The 16,299-nt window shown below is 70.9% G+C and carries 15 protein-coding genes; 12 read left to right on the top strand and 3 right to left on the bottom strand.

Annotation, left to right across the window (positions count from 1 at the left end; all coding sequences use genetic code 11):
- Positions 1 to 20: 20 nt before the first annotated feature.
- From AMIS_RS30800 to AMIS_RS30790, 3 genes are read right to left on the bottom strand one after another with little or no spacing between them, the layout of a single operon-like run.
- Positions 21 to 401, bottom strand: coding sequence for a RidA family protein (locus AMIS_RS30800; protein ID WP_014446360.1), 381 nt, complete (start codon positions 399 to 401; stop codon positions 21 to 23).
- Positions 401 to 1,600 carry an amidohydrolase family protein gene (locus AMIS_RS30795; RefSeq protein WP_014446359.1) on the bottom strand — a complete coding sequence of 400 codons (1,200 nt, stop codon included), beginning with the start codon at positions 1,598 to 1,600 and terminating at the stop codon, positions 401 to 403. Before AMIS_RS30795 ends, AMIS_RS30800 begins: the two co-directional genes overlap by 1 nt.
- Positions 1,597 to 2,871, bottom strand: coding sequence for a helix-turn-helix domain-containing protein (locus AMIS_RS30790; protein WP_014446358.1), 1,275 nt, complete (start codon positions 2,869 to 2,871; stop codon positions 1,597 to 1,599). Before AMIS_RS30790 ends, AMIS_RS30795 begins: the two co-directional genes overlap by 4 nt.
- 188 nt (positions 2,872 to 3,059) lie before the next feature.
- Here AMIS_RS30790 and AMIS_RS30785 point away from each other — a divergent pair, with 188 nt between their 5' ends.
- From AMIS_RS30785 to AMIS_RS30725, 12 genes are all read left to right on the top strand, one after another.
- Positions 3,060 to 4,322, top strand: coding sequence for an extracellular solute-binding protein (locus tag AMIS_RS30785; protein WP_014446357.1), 1,263 nt, complete (start codon positions 3,060 to 3,062; stop codon positions 4,320 to 4,322).
- Complete coding sequence (locus AMIS_RS30780) at positions 4,319 to 5,200, top strand: carbohydrate ABC transporter permease (RefSeq protein ID WP_014446356.1); 882 nt, start codon at positions 4,319 to 4,321, stop codon at positions 5,198 to 5,200. Before AMIS_RS30785 ends, AMIS_RS30780 begins: the two co-directional genes overlap by 4 nt.
- The gene (locus AMIS_RS30775) at positions 5,197 to 6,036 is read left to right on the top strand and encodes a carbohydrate ABC transporter permease (RefSeq protein ID WP_014446355.1); all 840 of its coding nucleotides are present in this window, start codon (positions 5,197 to 5,199) and stop codon (positions 6,034 to 6,036) included. The genes AMIS_RS30780 and AMIS_RS30775 overlap by 4 nt, the downstream gene beginning before the upstream one ends.
- Complete coding sequence (locus AMIS_RS30770; protein ID WP_014446354.1) at positions 6,033 to 7,508, top strand: beta-N-acetylhexosaminidase; 1,476 nt, start codon at positions 6,033 to 6,035, stop codon at positions 7,506 to 7,508. The genes AMIS_RS30775 and AMIS_RS30770 overlap by 4 nt, the downstream gene beginning before the upstream one ends.
- 79 nt (positions 7,509 to 7,587) lie before the next feature.
- A complete protein-coding gene (locus AMIS_RS30765; protein WP_041830162.1) occupies positions 7,588 to 8,772 on the top strand; it encodes an alanine racemase in 1,185 nt (394 codons plus the stop codon).
- 182 nt (positions 8,773 to 8,954) lie between these two features.
- A complete protein-coding gene (locus AMIS_RS30760; RefSeq protein ID WP_231859124.1) occupies positions 8,955 to 9,902 on the top strand; it encodes a 2-phosphosulfolactate phosphatase in 948 nt (315 codons plus the stop codon).
- A gap of 780 nt (positions 9,903 to 10,682) precedes the next feature.
- Positions 10,683 to 11,216, top strand: a complete 534-nt coding sequence (locus tag AMIS_RS30750) for a hypothetical protein (protein WP_157435138.1) — start codon at positions 10,683 to 10,685, stop codon at positions 11,214 to 11,216.
- Between the two features lie 75 nt (positions 11,217 to 11,291).
- Entirely contained in the window at positions 11,292 to 13,094 is a 1,803-nt protein-coding gene (gene aspS, locus AMIS_RS30745) for an aspartate--tRNA ligase (protein WP_014446349.1), read from the top strand.
- 150 nt (positions 13,095 to 13,244) lie between these two features.
- On the top strand, positions 13,245 to 13,733 hold the full coding sequence (locus tag AMIS_RS30740; RefSeq protein WP_014446348.1) for a GyrI-like domain-containing protein: 489 nt from the start codon (positions 13,245 to 13,247) through the stop codon (positions 13,731 to 13,733).
- Positions 13,734 to 13,853: 120 nt separating this feature from the next.
- Complete coding sequence (locus AMIS_RS30735) at positions 13,854 to 14,435, top strand: winged helix-turn-helix domain-containing protein (protein ID WP_014446347.1); 582 nt, start codon at positions 13,854 to 13,856, stop codon at positions 14,433 to 14,435.
- Positions 14,435 to 15,697 carry an MFS transporter gene (locus tag AMIS_RS30730; RefSeq protein ID WP_014446346.1) on the top strand — a complete coding sequence of 421 codons (1,263 nt, stop codon included), beginning with the start codon at positions 14,435 to 14,437 and terminating at the stop codon, positions 15,695 to 15,697. Before AMIS_RS30735 ends, AMIS_RS30730 begins: the two co-directional genes overlap by 1 nt.
- A 17-nt stretch (positions 15,698 to 15,714) precedes the next feature.
- Positions 15,715 to 15,933: a hypothetical protein gene (locus AMIS_RS30725; RefSeq protein WP_014446345.1), complete on the top strand. Its 219-nt coding sequence runs from the start codon at positions 15,715 to 15,717 to the stop codon at positions 15,931 to 15,933.
- Positions 15,934 to 16,299 lie beyond the last annotated feature (366 nt).

The raw sequence follows: 16,299 nt of genomic DNA, 5'->3' as shown, positions 1-16,299 counted from the left end.
CGCCGTCGGCGGAGACGTACTCAGGCGCCGGTGTAGAGGATGGCGTCGATCTCGATGTCGAAGCCGACCAGCGCGACCGGCAGCGTCGTGCGTACCGGAAGGTCGTCGCCCTTGATGTACTCCTTGTAGATCTCGTTCATCTCCGGGAAGTCACCGAAGTCGCGCAGGTAGACACCGACCCGCACGGCCTGGTCCAGGCTCGACCCGGCGGCCTCGGCGACCGCGGCCAGGTTGCGGAACGCGGCGTGGGCCTGCTCCGCGAAACTCCCGGTCACCCAGGTGCCGTCGGGCAGCATCGGGACCGCGCCGGCCAGGTAGACGGTGTCGCCGGCGACGACGGCGTGCGAGTACGGGCCACCGGCGGGCGCCGCCTTGTCGGTGATCACAGCGCGCTTGGGCATCAGGAACTCCTTCGTGGGAACTGTTCGGCCAGCCCGTCCACCCCGACCAGCGGGGTGGTGAGCAGGTCACGGATGGACTGCGTGCGGGCGGCGAGCGCCGACCGCTGCGCGTCGGTGAGCGGGATCCAGGGGGCGGGTGGCTCCGGCAGGCGGGGCGGGAGCAGGCGACCGGCGACGTAGGTGGCCCGGTTCACGAGCCGTACCGGGGAGACCCGGACCTGGCGGTGGGCGTCGACGACCGGGAGCGGCTCCGGCCGTACCTCGAAGATCGCGATGTCGGCCGGAGCGCCTGCCTCCAGCGAGCAGGCCAGACCCAGCGCCCGGGCCGGATGCGTGGTGACCGCCGCGACCACGTCGGGCAGGGCGACGCCGCAGGCGAGCAGTTTCGCCATCGTGGTGGGCAGGTCGAAGACCGGGCCGTGCAGCGAGCGCGCGTGCAGGTCGGTGGAGATCGTGTACGGCCGCAGCCCCGCGTCGAGCTGTGCTTCCAGGACGTCGAACGCGAAACCGCCCGAGCCGTGCCCGATGTCGAGCAGCACCCCGCGATCGGCGGCCGCCCGCACCGCCGGGCCGAGCGGCGCCGCGATGCCGCTCGCGCAGTGCGTCACGATGTCGCCCGGGCGGAGCAGGTCGAGCACCTCGTCGAGGGTGGGCGGTGCGGTGCCGATGTGGACCATCACCGGCACGCCGCACGCCTCGGCGGCGGCGAGCCCGCGGCGCAGCGGCTCGACCCCGTTGGCGCCCACGGTCTCGCTGTCGATGCGCACCTTGATGCCGTGGAAGAGGTCCCGGTTCGCCTGAATCGTGTCGATCGCCAGCGCGACGTCGCAGTTGGCCAGGTCGCGGCTCTCGCCGGTGCGCCCGGCCAGGCCGACCGCGGAGACGTTGAGCAGGGCGCGGACCCGGACGGCGGTGGTGTCGGCGACGCGGCGCAGGCCGCTCACCGTGTACGCCCCCGCGGAGCCGGCGTCCACCCAGGTGGTGACGCCGGAGTGCCAGGCGATCGGGTCCGGGTCGATGCCCCAGTAACCCGGCCCGACGTGGGTGTGCACGTCGATCAGCCCCGGCGTGACCAGGCAGCCGGTCACGTCGACCACCTGCCGGGCGTCGCCGGACAACTCGCCGATCGCGGCGATCCGGCCACCGGTGATCGCGATGTCGCCGGATGAGCCGCCCGCGAGGAGAAGATCCCAGGTCATCCCAGAGCCCTCGTGATCGCCAGCTTGTAGAGCCGGGTGGGCCGGCCCTTACGGTTCTCCTGGGCGCTGCCGGTCTCGATCACCAGGTCCGCGCTGGTCAGCTTGCGGATCAGGCGCCTGCCGCTGGGGTCGGTGATGCCGAGCATCCGGGCCAGCTCGCTGGGGGAGAGGGCCCGTCCCTCCAGGCCCCGCTCGACAGCGGCGAGGCGGGACAGGGTGGCGGCGCTGAGCCCGGCCCGGCCGGCCAGGTCCTCGATGCCGCCGTGTTCGCGGTAGGTGTAGGTGAGCGGCGCCGCCGACGCGCCCATCGGCCCGATCGTCATCCCGTCGCCGGTGAAGAGGTAGGCGCCGGGGTCGGCGTCCTGCTGGGCCCGGGCGGCGGCGCGTTCGGCGAGGGTCACGCTGAGCCGTGCGGACGCGCCGATGCCGAACCCGGCGACGGCCCGGACGCCGAGCGTGTCACGGGCCTCGGCGAGCACCGGCAGACCGATCCACTGATGGGTGACCGTCTCGAAGAGCGAGGCGGGCGCGAAGACCAGGACGCCGCGGGGGCCGCGCTGGTCGATCCAGGCGTCGGCGAACTCGGGGGTGTTCAGCAGCAGGTGCTGCAGTCCCACCCGGGCCCGGTCGTCGGGGGTCTCGAGCAGGAAGAGCCCGGCCGCGAACCGCTGGCCGTCGGCGCGCTTGTTGCGGATCCGCAGGGCCAGCTCGTGCAGGTCGGCCCGGATCGTGCCGGGCGTCGCGAGGGCGTGCAGCACGGCGGTCTGCCCGTCGAGCGCGGCGGCCACGCCCATCCGGACGCTTATCACGTACGGCGCGCCGGTGCGGGCCAGCTGTTCCCGGTGGAACGCGACCACGTCGGCGACCGGCTGGTCGGGGTCGAACGGGCAGGTGGCGATCGCGGTGCGGTCCAGGCCGAGGGCGGTGGCCACCTCGTCGACCGTCTCGGTCGCGAAGGTGTCCACACTGACCGGGGTGGCCGGCCAGCCGTTGCCGCGGGCCCGGGCCCAGGCCAGCGCCAGGTCGAGGGCCGCCGAGCGGGTGACCGAGAACGGCAGGTCGGCCGGGATCAGGTCACGGGCCCGGGCGTACGGGACCAGGCCCAGCAGCAGCCCGTCCGGGCGGTGATCGCGCAGCAGCCCGGCGACGAGATCACGGATCTCGTCCTCGTGCTCGTAGACCGCCCAGGCGAACTCGACGCCGGTGAGCGTGCTCGCCGCGTCGGCGAACCGTGCTCGATGGCCGGCGTGCACGACCAGTCCGATGACCATCCCGCCCCCGTCCTCAAATGGTTCGTAATTGGTGGTCGTAGCGTGCTGGAACGCAGCCCCGTGGTCAAGTCACCATCATGTTTCCAGCGTTAAAACGCCAATTCAAGGGTTGACGAGAGCCTGGTCAGACAGCAGGCTATGCCGCATCGAAACGAACTATTAACGAACCTGGTTCGTCTGGAGTGTTGATGAGACTACGCCTTGCTGTGGCCGCTGCCCTCGCGCTGACCGTGACCGCCTGCGCCCCTTCCACCTCCGCACCCGCCGAGACCGCCACCGACGGTGGGCCGAAGACCGGCGCCCTCAAGGTGTGGCTCTTCGACGAGCCGAACCGTGCGCCGAAGGAGGCGGTCGTCAACGAGGCGATCGCCGAGTTCACGGCGTCCCACCCGGACACCAGCGTGGACATCCAGTACATCGCCGTGGACACCCGCAGCGAGCGGTTCAAGGGCGCGTTCAACGACCCGGCCAGCGCGCCGGACGTCGTGGAGTACGGCAACACCGACCTTCCCGAGTACGCGGCCGCCGGTGGCCTGGCCGACCTGGGGCCGACGCTGCAGGGCTGGTCCGAGGGTGCCGACCTGTCCGCCGACGCCAAGGCCAGCGCCACCTACGAGGGCACCCTGCTCGGCGTCCCGTGGTACGTGGGCGTCCGCGCCCTCTACTACCGGACCGACGTCTTCTCCGAGCTCGGCCTCAAGCCGCCGGCGACGCTGGCCGAGCTGACCACGACCGCCACGACGATCCGGGCGAAGAAGCCGGAGATGTTCGGCATCGCGGTCGGCGGCAAGTACACGTACGGCGCCATGCCGTTCGTCTGGGCCAACGGCGGCGAGCTCACCGAGATCAACTCGGCCGCCGCCCGGCAGGGTCTGAAGAGCTACACCGATCTGATCGCCGAGAACAACTGCCCGCCGCAGAACTGCGCGGACCTGACCGGCGGCAAGACCGTCGACCTCTTCGCCAGCGGCAAGGCCGCGATGGGCATCCTCGGCAACTTCAACCGGGCCGCCGTCGACGCCGGCGCCGCCAAGGGCAAGTACGCGGTCCTGCCGCTCCCCGGCGTCACGGCCGGATCGGTCGCGCCCGCGTTCGCCGGCGGCAACAACCTCGGCATCATGAAGAACGCCCAGCGCCCGGCCCTGGCCGCCGACTTCCTCACCCTGCTGGCCGGCAAGAAGTACCAGGCGAAGATGTACGACGCGATGGGCAACCTGCCGACGCTGAAGTCCGCGAGCGACGAGATCGCCGCGAAGGACACGTTCGTGAAGCCGTTCATCGACACCATCGCCGCCGGCACGAAGTTCGTCCCGCTGAACCCGGGCTGGGGCAAGGTGGACGCCTCCGCGGTGTTGCCCACAATGATCGAGAAGGTCGCCACCGGAAAGGCCACCGTGGACCAGGCCACCGACGAGGCGGCGAAGCAGATCGACGAGGCTCTCACCAAGTGAAGTCCGTCAAGACCCGGGCGCCACTGTGGCTGCTTCTGCCGGCCGCGGTGGTGCTCGGGGGCCTCTTCCTCTACCCGATGTACCAGCTCGGCCTGCTCTCGGTGCTCGACTTCACCCAGGCACAGGTCAGCGGTGGGCAGCCGTCGAGCTTCGTCGGCGCCGACAACTACACCGAGCTCTTCTCCGACCCGCGGTTCTGGTCGGTCCTCGGTGCCACCGTGGTGTTCGCGGCCGCCTGCGTGATCGCCACCCTGGCGGTCGGCGCCGGCCTCGCGGTGCTGCTCACCCGGATCAGCCGGGTGCCGCGGCTGCTGCTCTCGGTCGCCGCGATGGCGGCCTGGGCGGTGCCCGCGGTCTCCGGCTCGACCACCTGGATGTTCCTCTTCGACACCGACCTGGGTTTCGTGAACCAGCTGCTCGGGATCGAGGGCTTCAACTGGATGTACGACCGCTACACCGCGTTCGCCCTGGTCGGCGCCGTGGTGGTGTGGGCGTCGTTCCCGTTCGTCATGGTGACGCTCTACGCCGGCATCGAGGCCATCCCGAAGTCGGTGCTGGAGGCGGCGTCGCTGGACGGCGCCAGCGCGTGGCGCACGTTCTGGCGGATCATGGTGCCGATCCTGCGCCCGGTCCTGGCGATCGTGGTGATCCAGTCGATCATCTGGGACTTCAAGGTCTTCACCCAGATCTACGTGATGACCCGGGGCGGTGGCCTGGCCGGTCAGAATCTCACCCTCAACGTGTATGCGTACCAGCAGGCCTTCGCCTCCAGTGAGTACAGCCGGGGCGCCGCCATCGGCGTGGTGATGATGCTGATCCTGCTCGCGGTCACCCTCCTTTACCTCAGGACTCTGCGCCGATCGGGGGAGCAGCTATGAGAGCCGGTCGTCGCCTGCTGGATGCGGTGGCGGTGCTGATCGCGCTGATCACCGTCTTCCCGATCTACTGGATGGTGCTCTCCGCGGTGAAGCCGGCCGGCGAGATCCAGTCGCTGGACCAGAAACCGTGGACCCTGCACCCGTCGCTGGACGCGTTCCGCCGGGTCCTCGAAGTCAACGACTTCGGTCGCTACCTGCTCAACAGCGTGGTCGTCGCGCTGGTCGTGGTGCTGGCGTCCGGGCTCGTCGCGTTCCTCGCCGCGGTCGCGCTGACCCGCTTCCACTTCCGGTTCCGCACCACGATCCTGGTGACGTTCCTGATCGCGCAGATGGTGCCGATCGAGGCGCTGACCATCCCGCTCTTCTTCCTGGTGCGCGACCTCGGAACCGCGGTGCCGGGCGTCGGCCTCAACACGCTCGGCTCGCTGATGCTGGTGCACACCGCCTTCACGCTGCCGTTCGCGATCTGGATGCTGCGCGGCTTCGTCCAGGCGATCCCGGACGAGCTCGACGAGGCGGCGCAGCTGGACGGTGCCGGCCGGTTCACCGTGCTGTGGCGGATCCTGTTCCCGCTCGTCGCTCCGGGACTCGCCGCCACCAGCGTGTTCTCGTTCATCCACGCGTGGAACGACTTCCTGTTCGCGCGGACGTTCATCATCAGCGAGGCCGACAACCAGACGCTGCCGATGGCGCTGCTGGTCTTCTTCAAACCCGACGAGAACGACTGGGGGGCGATCATGGCGGCGTCGACGCTGATGACCATTCCCGTGCTGATCTTCTTCCTGGTGGTGCGCCGGCGCCTGGTGGCCGGCCTGGGCGGGGCGGTGAAGGATTGATTCCCCGACCCCATTCGGTACGGCCGGAGCAGGGTCACCTGTCGATCAGCGACGGCGGCATCCGGGTCCGAGAGGATGCGGCGCTTCCCCGTGAGGGCTACGTGCTGGACACCACCGGTGACGTCGCCGAGCTGCGCGGCGGCTCGGCGGCCGGCCTCCACTACGGCCGGCAGACGCTGGACCGGCTGGCGACGCCCGGCTCGCCGCTGGCCCCTGGGGCGCGGGACTCGTCGCCGGCCCCCGGGGCGCGGGACTCGTCGCTTGTCCCGCGCGTGCGCATCGAGGACGCGCCGCGCTTCGAGTGGCGCGGGGTGCTGCTCGATGTGGCGCGACACTTCATGCCCGTACCCGATGTGCTGAAGTTCGTCGATCTTCTGGCGTTCCACCGGCTGAACGTCCTGCACCTGCATCTCACCGACGACCAGGGCTGGCGCTTCGAGGTGCCGGGATGGCCGCGGCTCACGTCGGTCGGCGCATGGCGGGACGAGTCGATGCTCGGCGCGCGGGTCCACGAGCGGTACGACGGGCGCCCGCACGGCGGCTTCTACACCACGGACGATCTGCGGCGGATCGTGGCGTACGCGGCCCAGCGGCACATCACCGTGGTGCCCGAGGTGGACATGCCGGGGCACATGCAGGCGGCGATCGCCGCGTACCCGGAACTGGGCAACGGATTCCGCGGCGGCGTCCGGACCGCCTGGGGCATCTCCACGCACGTGCTCAACCTGGAACCGGCCACCCTGGACTTCTGCCGGCAGGTGCTCGACCACGTCTGCGACGTCTTCGACTCCCCGGTGATCGGGATCGGCGGCGACGAGTGCCCGGCCGACGAATGGCCCGGCGGACGGGAACTGCAGGTCGCGTTCACCGCCGAGATGGCCGCGCACCTGGACCGGCGCGGCCGCCGCCTCTACGGCTGGGACGAGATCCTGGCCGGTGGCGCGCCGCCCGGCGCGGTCGTCGCGGCGTGGCGCGGCGAGGAGCCGGCCGAGGTCGCCATCCGGGCCGGTCACCAGGTGGTCTGCTGCCCGGACGTGCGGCTCTACCTCGACTACCGCCAGTCGGACGACCCCGGCGAGCCCACCCCGGTGGGCACGCTGCTCACGCTCGAGGACGTCTACCGCTACGAGCCGCCGGACTCGCCGCTCGTGCTCGGCGCGCAGGCGAACCTCTGGACCGAGCACATGGAGTCGCTGCGCCGCGTGGAGTACATGGCGTTCCCCCGGCTCTGCGCGTTCGCCGAGGTCGTCTGGGGTCCGAAGGAGCGCGACCTCGCCGACTTCCTGGCCCGGCTGCCCGAGCACCTGAGCCGGCTCGACGCGATGGGCGTCAACTACCGGCCGCTGAGCGGCCCGCGCCCGGCCGACGCGCGGCCGGACGCCCCGGGCAACCCGCGGACCCTCGCCGACCGGCTCGCCGAGCTGCACGAGATGACCGCTGACCTGCGAGGCCCCGGCGATTCCGGACCTTAGGGGTGAAGGATTGTTCTCACGCTCGCGCTCGTGTGAGCGTCGTGACCGTCGCTCGTGACCGTCGGCTGAGGAGGCCATCGTGACTGTGGACTGGCGTAGCAAGGGATTCTGGGCGCCGGACGAGGCTCTGCCACCGGTCGGGGAGAGCCGGCCCAGCATCTTCGGCGGCGGCTTCACCTGGCCGTTGCTGGTGGTGCGACGTGACGCCGTGCAGGCGAACATCGCGACGATGGCCGCGTACTGCCGGCGGCACGGCGCGGACTTCGCCCCGCACGCCAAGACCACCATGGCGCCCGGCCTGCTCGAAGCCCAGCTGCGGGCCGGAGCGTGGGGGATGACCGTGGCCACGCCCAACCAGGCGCTGGTCCTGCGGCGGCTCGGCGTCGAACGGGTGCTGATCGCCAACGAGGTTCTCGACCCGGTGGCGCTGGGCTGGCTGGCACGGGAGTCGGCGGCCGGCTGGGAGGTGTACTTCCAGGTCGACTCGGTCGCCGGGGTCACGGCGGCGGCGGCCACCGGCGGTCCACTGCGGATCCTGGTCGAGCTCGGGCACCCTGGTGGGCGTACCGGGGTTCGTACCCTCGAAGGGCTTGCGGAAGTGGCCCGGGCCGCGGCTTCGGCGCCGGGTCTGGAACTCGCCGGAGTCACCGGGTACGAAGGGCAACTCCACGACCAGGCCGAAGTGGACGCCTACCTGGACCGGCTCGTCGACGGCGTCGAGCGGCTCACCAAGGCCGGGCTGCTGCCGGAGCGACCCATCGTGTCGGCCGGCGGCAGCGCGTGGTTCGACCGGGTCGTCGACCGATTCCGCCGGCTCGCCCCCGGCACGCGGGTGATCCTGCGCTCCGGCGCGTCGGTCACCCACGACGACGGGTTCTACCGGGAGCGCACGCCGTTCGTCCGGGTGCCGGGGGAGGGGCCGCTCGCGGCGGCGCTGGAGATCTGGGCGCAGGTGCTGTCGGCGCCGGAGCCGGGCCTCGCCATCGCCGGGATGGGAAAGCGGGACGCGCCGTTCGACGAAGGGCTGCCGGTGCCGCTGGAGGTCCGTGACGCGGAGGGCTCGTTGAGGGCGGCGACCGGCATCCGGGTCGACAAGCTCAACGACCATCACACGTATCTGGCGGTCGACGAGGTGGAATTGGTCCCGGGTGATCTGATCCGGTTCGGCATCTCCCATCCGTGTACGGCGTTCGACAAGTGGCGCGACATCCCGGTGGTTGATGAGGAGCGTCGTGTGGTGGACGTTTTGCACACGTATTTCTGAGGCGGGTGGGTGCACTGCTTCTTCGGTGTTCGGTCGGTCTGATTCTTTTGGCCGGCCCCGGCTTCGGTCGGCCTGACTGCTTTGGGCAGCACTGACCGGTTGGGGTCGGCCTGCCTTCGGTCGGCGTGACTAATTTCGGTCGGCGTGGCTTATTTCGGTCGGCCTGGCTAATTTCGGTCGGCGTGACTACTGATGTGTTCGGGCAGGGAGACTTCGGCCGCCGGTTCGACTGGGGGCCGGGCGGGGCGGCGGCGATCGCGCCGGGAACGGCATTCGTCGCGGTGGTGGACGTGCTGTCGTTCACGACCGCGCTCACGGTGGCGGTGGAGCACGGGACGGCTGTCCTGCCGTACCGCTGGCGCGACGACTCGGCGGCCGCGGCAGCCGCCCGCCATCGGGCCGAACTGGCGGTGGGCCGCTCCGCCGCCGGCCCCGGCGAGATCAGCCTCTCCCCGGCGACGATCGTGGCCGCCGCATCCCGCCGCCGGATCGAACGGCTGGTGCTGCCCTCACCGAACGGCTCCACGATCTCGGCAGGGCTGGCCGCCGCAGGTGTCACGGTGGTCGGCGTCTGCCTGTGCAACGCCGCCGCAGCGGCCCGCTGGGTGCGCGAGCAGGCGGCCGGCCGCCCGGTGGCAGTCGTCGCCGCCGGTGAACGGTGGCCGGACGGTTCGCTCCGCCCAGCGGTCGAAGACTTATGGGGCGCAGGCGCGTTCCTCCATTTCCTCACCGAGCCACCCACCGGTGGAAGTGCCGGCGAGCGCTCCACCGGATTGTCGCCGGAGGCCCGTGCCGCTGTCGCGGCCTACCGCGCGATAGCCGGTGATCTGCCGGGCGCAGTGCTGGGTGTTCAGCCGGGCGCAGTGCTGGGTGTTCAGCCGGGCGCAGTGCTGGGTGTTCAGCCGGGCGCAGTGCCGGGTGTTCAGCCGGGCGCAGTGCCGGACGTGCTGCCGGGTGTTCTGCCGGGCGCTGTGCCGGGCGATCCGGCCGGTGTTCTGGCGGAGACGGCTTCCAGGCGGGAGCTGATCGCCGGCGGCTATCGGTCCGACGTGGAGGTGGCCGCGGCTGCCGGGGCCAGCGATGTGGTGCCGGTTCTGCGCGACGGGTGGTTCCGCGAAGCCCGCTCCTGAAACCCGCCCGGCCGCGGAGCATCCGCCACGGTGACCGGCCTGCCCATGGGAAATCATCCATGTGGTGGGTCGCCTCACCGAGGGATGGTCTGCCGGGATAGAGCCTGTTTACGGTAGTTGGGCGCCGTTGAAGCATTTTCCCCCTATGCGCAGCCGGAGTTCGCCATGCCCGTGTTCCGTGCAGCCGGCAACCAGCCCGCGAATCCACCCGACAACCACCTCCCGACCCACCAGTCCGCCCCGCCCACGCCCCATGTTCCTGCCCCGAACACCGCTGCCCCGAACACCGCTGCTCAGCACGCCCCTGCCCAGCACGCCCCTGCCCAGCACGTCCCTGCCCAGCACGTCCCTGCTCAGCACGTCCCTGCTCAGCACGTTCCCACTCAGCACGCCTCTGCTCAGCACGTTGCTGTGCAGCACGTTCCTGCTCAGCACGTTCCTGCTCAGGCGGCCGGGCGGCCCAGCCCTCGGCCCGGTCGGCCGCAGCCTTCTCCTCGACCTCAGTTCTCACCCGTCGGCAACACCGCCTATCCCGCCCCCAACGCGTCCTACCCCCAGGGCTCGGGACGGCGTCACCAAGTGATCCAGGGGACGTCCGTGCCGGCGGACGACCGGGGCACCTCCCGGAACCGTCCGGCGGCCGCACCTCACCCCTCTCGGGAGCGGCCGTGGTCCACCCGTACCCCCGAAGTCTTCTCCGAGGGGCCCACCGAGCCGCTTCATCAGGCGAAACCGCAACCCACAACCAAGCGGCGGCGCGGCGGCGCAGCCGTCGCTGTCGTGATCAGCGTCCTCGCGTTGCTGGTCTCGGCGGTCGCCGGCTACTTCTCCTGGCGGGCGCTCACCATGGCTCCGATGCGTCACGCGATGCCGGTCGGCACCACCCCTGTCGACCGGCCGCCCGCGCCCGAGCAGTACCCGGTCGCCTACGCGAAGGAGCCGCTGCGTGTCCAGGTCGGCTGCTCCGCCGTGATCTTCCTGGACCTGGACGAGCCGCGTGCCGACGCTCAGGAGCAGGTGGCCGACCTGCGTTACGACAGCCGGTGCGGGGACGAGCCGCCTCGCCTGAGTCTGGGCGCCGGAGCGGCGAGCGGCAGCCCGCGGAGCAACGCCGACACGGACGCGGCCGGTTGCCTGCGGTCGATCCGGACCAGCCCGCTCGGGCCCGGCGCGGATGTCGTGGTGAAGAAAGGTGCGGCGCTGTGTGTGCTGACGGCGAGCGTCCCAGCGGTCCTCGCTCTTGTGGAGATCATCGACGTCGGCGGCACCGGCACCGCCGGCCTGCGGGCCACGTCGTGGAAGGTCCTTGACTAACCCGTGGCACGCAGCGCGGGGCGTGCCTGACAGAATGTCGGGTGCGCCCCGCGAACCCTGTAAGGAGACATTTCCGTGATCCGTACCCATGACGCCGGCACACTGCGCGCCAGTGACGCCGGCACGACGGTGACGCTCGCCGGGTGGGTCGCCCGCCGGCGCGACCACGGCGGTGTCATCTTCGTCGACCTCCGTGACGCCTCCGGCGTGGTCCAGGTCGTGTTCCGCGAGGAGGACGCGCACGCGCTGCGCAACGAGTTCTGCGTGAAGGTCGTCGGCGAGGTCAACGCCCGCCCGGCCGGCAACGAGAACCCGGAGCTGGCCACCGGTGCGATCGAGGTCGTCGCGAGCGAGCTGGTCGTTCTCTCCGAGGCGGCTCCGCTGCCGTTGCCGATCGACGACACCATCACCGCGGCCGACGACCTGCGTCTCAAGTACCGTTACCTCGACCTGCGGCGTTCCGGCCCGGCGAAGGCGCTGCGCCTGCGCAGCCGCGCCAACCAGATCGCGCGTGAGGTGCTGCACGCCCACGACTTCAACGAGATCGAGACGCCGACCCTGACCCGGTCGACGCCCGAGGGCGCCCGTGACTTCCTGGTCCCGGTCCGGCTCCAGCCCGGCACCTGGTACGCCCTGCCGCAGTCCCCGCAGCTCTTCAAGCAGCTGCTGATGGTCGCCGGTATGGAGCGTTACTACCAGATCGCCCGGTGTTACCGGGACGAGGATTTCCGTGCCGACCGACAGCCGGAGTTCACCCAGCTGGACATCGAGATGTCGTTCGTCACCCAGGACGACGTGATCGCGCTCGGCGAGGAGATCGTCTCCAAGCTGTGGAGCGAGCTCGCGGGTTACCAGATCCCGCTGCCGATCCCGCGGATCACCTGGACCGACGCGATGAACCGTTACGGCTCGGACAAGCCGGACCTGCGGTACTCCGTCGAGCTGGTGGAGCTCACCGGTTACCTCCGGGGGACCTCCTTCCGGGTCTTCGCCGGAGCGATCGACGCGGGCGGTTACGTCGGCGCGGTCGTCATGCCGGGTGGCGCGTCGCAGACCCGCAAGGAGCTGGACGGCTGGCAGGACTGGGCGAAGGCGCGCGGCGCCCGTGGCCTCGCCTACGTCGTGCTGGACGCGGAGACCGGTGAGGCCCGCGGCCCGGTCGCGAAGAACCTGTCCGCCGAGCACCTGGCCGGGCTGGCCGACGCGGTCGGCGCGAAGCCGGGCGACGCGATCTTCTTCGCGGCGGCGGCCGAGCGGCGTGAGGCCCAGGAACTGCTGGGCGCGGCTCGGATCGAGATCGCCAAGCGGGCGAACCTGATCGACGAGTCGGCCTGGGCGTTCTGCTGGGTCGTCGACGCTCCCATGTTCGAGAAGACCGACGAGGGCGGCTGGACGGCGGTGCACCACCCCTTCACCTCGCCGAACGAGGAGTGGGAGCCCCGTTTCGAGGAGGCGCCCGACCAGGCGCTCGCCTACGCCTACGACATCGTCTGCAACGGCAACGAGATCGGTGGCGGCTCGGTCCGTATTCACCGCGCCGACGTGCAGAGCCGGGTCTTCGACCTGCTCGGCATCACGCCGGAGGAGGCCGCGGACAAGTTCGGCTTCCTGCTCGAGGCCTTCAAGTACGGCCCGCCGCCGCACGCCGGCATCGCGCTCGGCTGGGACCGGACCTGCATGCTGCTCTCCGGCAACGAGTCGATCCGTGAGGTCATCGCCTTCCCGAAGACCCGTGGCGGTTTCGACCCGCTGACCACCGCGCCGACGCCGATCACCGCGCAGCAGCGCCTCGAAGCAGGCATCGACGCCAAGCCGAAGGCGGCGGCAGGCACGCCTGGCACGGACGGACAGGCCGCCCCGGTCCAGCACTCGAACTGAACCCCCGGCCGACCGGGACGCCGGACCAGCTCGCTGCCCGAGCTGGTCCGGCTTTGTTTCCGGCGGTGCACCGGGCCGTGTCGCCGTCCTGATTCCCCACCCCGGCCGCGCCGGCATGCGGCTGCCGGGCATTCCTGTGAGACTGTCCGGGTGGAGCCGACGATCGTCCAGCGACCCGAGCAGCCTTACCTCGGCCGCCGTGAGTCGATCACCATGACCGAGTTCGCCCGCGTCGCCGACCACCTCCCCACCATGTTCGCCGGCCTGGCGAGCCGTGGGGTCCCGGTCGCGGGCGCGCCGTTCTTCCGTTACCGCGAGATCGAGATGGCCGCCGAGATGGTGGTCGAGGCCGGCATCCCGGTCGCCGGGCCGGTCGAGGTGGACGGGCCCGGTTTCGCCGGCACGCTGCCGGCCGGCCGTTACGTGACTGTCGCTCACGTCGGCCACCCGGATGAGTTGATGGCTGTCACCGCACGCCTCCTCGACTGGGCACAGGACCGGGGCCTCACCTGGGACATGACGCCCACCCCCACCGGGGAGGTGTGGGGCTGCCGGTTGGAGATGCTCATGACCAACCCGGCCGAACAGCCCGACATGCACCAGTGGGAAACGGTCCTGCTCTTCAAACTCGCTGACTGATCTCCTGTCGCCTTTCCTTCCAGGCCCTCCGCGCGGTCCGCGCCGGGGGCCCGGTCGCGCTTCCACATTAGCCATGCACAGAACTTGTGCAAAGGGTTTGTGCACAGATAATGTGCAGACATGGCAGACGAACTCAGCCACGTCCATCTCACCGGCCGGCAGATCCGGGTGCTCGCTCATCCGCTGCGGATCCGCCTGCTCGCCCGGTTGCGCGGCGACGGGCCGGCGACGGCCACCCAGCTGGCCAACACGCTCAGCACCAACACCGGCGCGACCAGCTATCACCTGCGGCAGCTCGCCGAAGCCGGCCTGGTCGTCGAGGAGGAGCGCCCGGGTGGCGGCCGTCAGCGGTGGTGGCGGGCAGTCCATGACATGTCCAGCTGGCACCGCAGCGACTATGTCGACGACCCGGACGCCGCAGCCGCCGTCGTGTGGCTGGAGACGTTCCAGGTCAATCGGTTCGTCGAGCTGGCCGAGACATGGCAGCACGGCCTGTCCCAGGAGTCGCAGGAGTGGAGCGACACGGGCGGGATCTCCGACTACCTGCTGACCCTGAGCCCGGCCCAGGTCCGCAGCATGCTGGACGAGCTGGACGAGGTCGTGGAGCGCTATGCGCGAGCCGATCCTGAGCCCGGCGCCCGCCGGGTCGACTTCTACATGGCCGCCCTGCCGAAATCGAGGTCCGAGACGGAGGCGTCGTGATGACCGTCGAGCAGGCTCGATTCCGCTATCTGTTCCTGCTCGGGCTGCGCTGGTTTCCGGTCGGGCTGACGATCCCGGTGCTGGTCCTGTTGCCGCTGGAGCGAGGGCTGAGCATCGCCCAGGTGGGCGCCGTCGCGGCGATCCAGGGGTTCACGGTGCTGGTGCTGGAGCTGCCCACCGGCGGCCTCTCCGATGCACTCGGCCGCCGCCCGGTGCTGCTGATCGCCGGGGTGGTCAACCTGGCCTCGCTGGCGATCTGGAGCTTCGCCGACTCGGTGGCGCTCTTCGCCGTGGTCTACCTGTTGCAGGGCATCTATCGTGCGCTCGACAGCGGTCCCCTCGAGGCGTGGTATGTCGACCATGCCCTGGCCGCTGACCCGAAAGCCGACATCGAGGGTGGCCTGTCCCGCAGTGGCGTGGTGCTCGGCCTCGCAATCGCCGGCGCCGCGCTGATCAGTGGTGGCCTGGTCTGGCTGGGCCCGATCGGGCCGGTGAGCGCGCTGACCGTGCCCGTGCTGGTCGCGCTCGGGCTCAGCTTGATCAGCACCATCGCCGTGGCGCTGCTGATGACCGAGGAGCGTCCGGCGCGCGGTCTCGCGGCGCTCGCCACCTCGGTCCGGGGCGTGCCGGTCGCGATCGGCGGAGCGCTCCGGCTGGTTCGCCGCTCGCGGGTGGTGCTGGCTCTGATCCTGGTGGAGTTCTTCTGGAGCGTCGGGATGGTGACCTTCGAGAAGCTGATGGCGGTTCGCCTCAGCGAGATCACCAGCACGGACACGGCCGGTGCGCTGCTCGGCCCGGTCAACTCCGCGGCGTGGGCGGCGTCGGCGGCCGGGGCGGCGCTCGTCCCCTTGCTGACGCGGCGCGTGGGTCCGGCCTGGGCGGGGTTCACGCTGAAGATCGTGCAGGGCGTGACGATCGTCGGGATGGGCCTGTTCGCCGGCCCGGCCGGGGTGATCGGCGCTTTCCTGCTCTGTTACGCGGTGCACGGCGCGGCGAACCCGGTGCACGCCGGTCTGCTGCACCGGCAGGCCGAGGGGGAGTACCGGACGAGCCTGCTCTCGCTCAACTCCATGGTGGGCCAGCCCGGCTTCTCGCTCGGCGCGATCGTGCTGACCGCGGTGGCAGCCGGCGCGGGGACGCCGACCGCGATCGTCGTGGGCGGCATCGTGCTGGCCGCTGCGGCGCCGCTCTACCTCGTTAGATCGAAGGAGGTGTTTCGGGAGCACTCCCAGACGGGTACCAGCAGGTCACTGGCTCTCTGATCCCCCGGAGGTAATTGATGCTCGCCATCGCTGCCGCCGTCGTCTTCGGCATCTGGCTGCTTGCTGACCTGCTGGACACGAACTTCGGCGCCCCCGACCTGTTCAACTTCCCCACCCTGGCTTCGCTGGGTCTGTTGCTGCTCTCGCTCTACCTGGCCGGCATCGGTAGCGGCCCGCGCGCCGGCACCGGCTCGAGCGGCCGTCGCTTCTACGGCCGGCGGCCGGGTCGCGGCTGACCTTCTTCCCAGCGACGGCCCGGGCCGCAGCCAGCACGCGCTGACTGCTGACCCGGGCCGTCGCTGATTCACCGGCCGGTCGTCGCTGATTCACCCGCCGGTCGCTGATTGACCCGCCGGTCGCTGATTGACCCGCCGGTCGCTGATTGACCCGCCGGTCGCTGATTGACCCGCCGGTCGCGGTAGGACGAGCGCGGCGTGCGGCGTTCGCCGGCAACGCGAGACGGATGGCCGGCAGCAAGCAGCTCACGGCCAGCTGCGGCGTCCGGCAGCCGTCTCACAGGCCGCTTCGGTACCTGACGACGCTGGGAGTTGGCTGGGTGTTGGCGGTTTCGGGTTGGGTCGGGGCGGCCGGTACTGTCGATT

Origin of the sequence: Actinoplanes missouriensis 431 (assembly GCF_000284295.1) — a bacterium.
GTDB classification, from domain to species: Bacteria; Actinomycetota; Actinomycetes; order Mycobacteriales; family Micromonosporaceae; genus Actinoplanes; species Actinoplanes missouriensis.
This window is presented reverse-complemented; position numbering and strand designations above follow the sequence as displayed.

Excerpts from the sequence above, each read along its gene's own strand:
- AMIS_RS30800 (WP_014446360.1), bottom strand. The coding sequence starts at position 401 with ATGCCCAAGCGCGCTGTGATCACCGACAAGGCGGCGCCCGCCGGTGGC.
- AMIS_RS30795 (WP_014446359.1), bottom strand. The coding sequence starts at position 1,600 with ATGACCTGGGATCTTCTCCTCGCGGGCGGCTCATCCGGCGACATCGCG.
- AMIS_RS30790 (WP_014446358.1), bottom strand. The coding sequence starts at position 2,871 with ATGGTCATCGGACTGGTCGTGCACGCCGGCCATCGAGCACGGTTCGCC.
- AMIS_RS30785 (WP_014446357.1), top strand. The coding sequence starts at position 3,060 with ATGAGACTACGCCTTGCTGTGGCCGCTGCCCTCGCGCTGACCGTGACC.
- AMIS_RS30775 (WP_014446355.1), top strand. The coding sequence starts at position 5,197 with ATGAGAGCCGGTCGTCGCCTGCTGGATGCGGTGGCGGTGCTGATCGCG.
- AMIS_RS30735 (WP_014446347.1), top strand. The coding sequence starts at position 13,854 with ATGGCAGACGAACTCAGCCACGTCCATCTCACCGGCCGGCAGATCCGG.
- AMIS_RS30730 (WP_014446346.1), top strand. The coding sequence starts at position 14,435 with ATGACCGTCGAGCAGGCTCGATTCCGCTATCTGTTCCTGCTCGGGCTG.
- AMIS_RS30725 (WP_014446345.1), top strand. The coding sequence starts at position 15,715 with ATGCTCGCCATCGCTGCCGCCGTCGTCTTCGGCATCTGGCTGCTTGCT.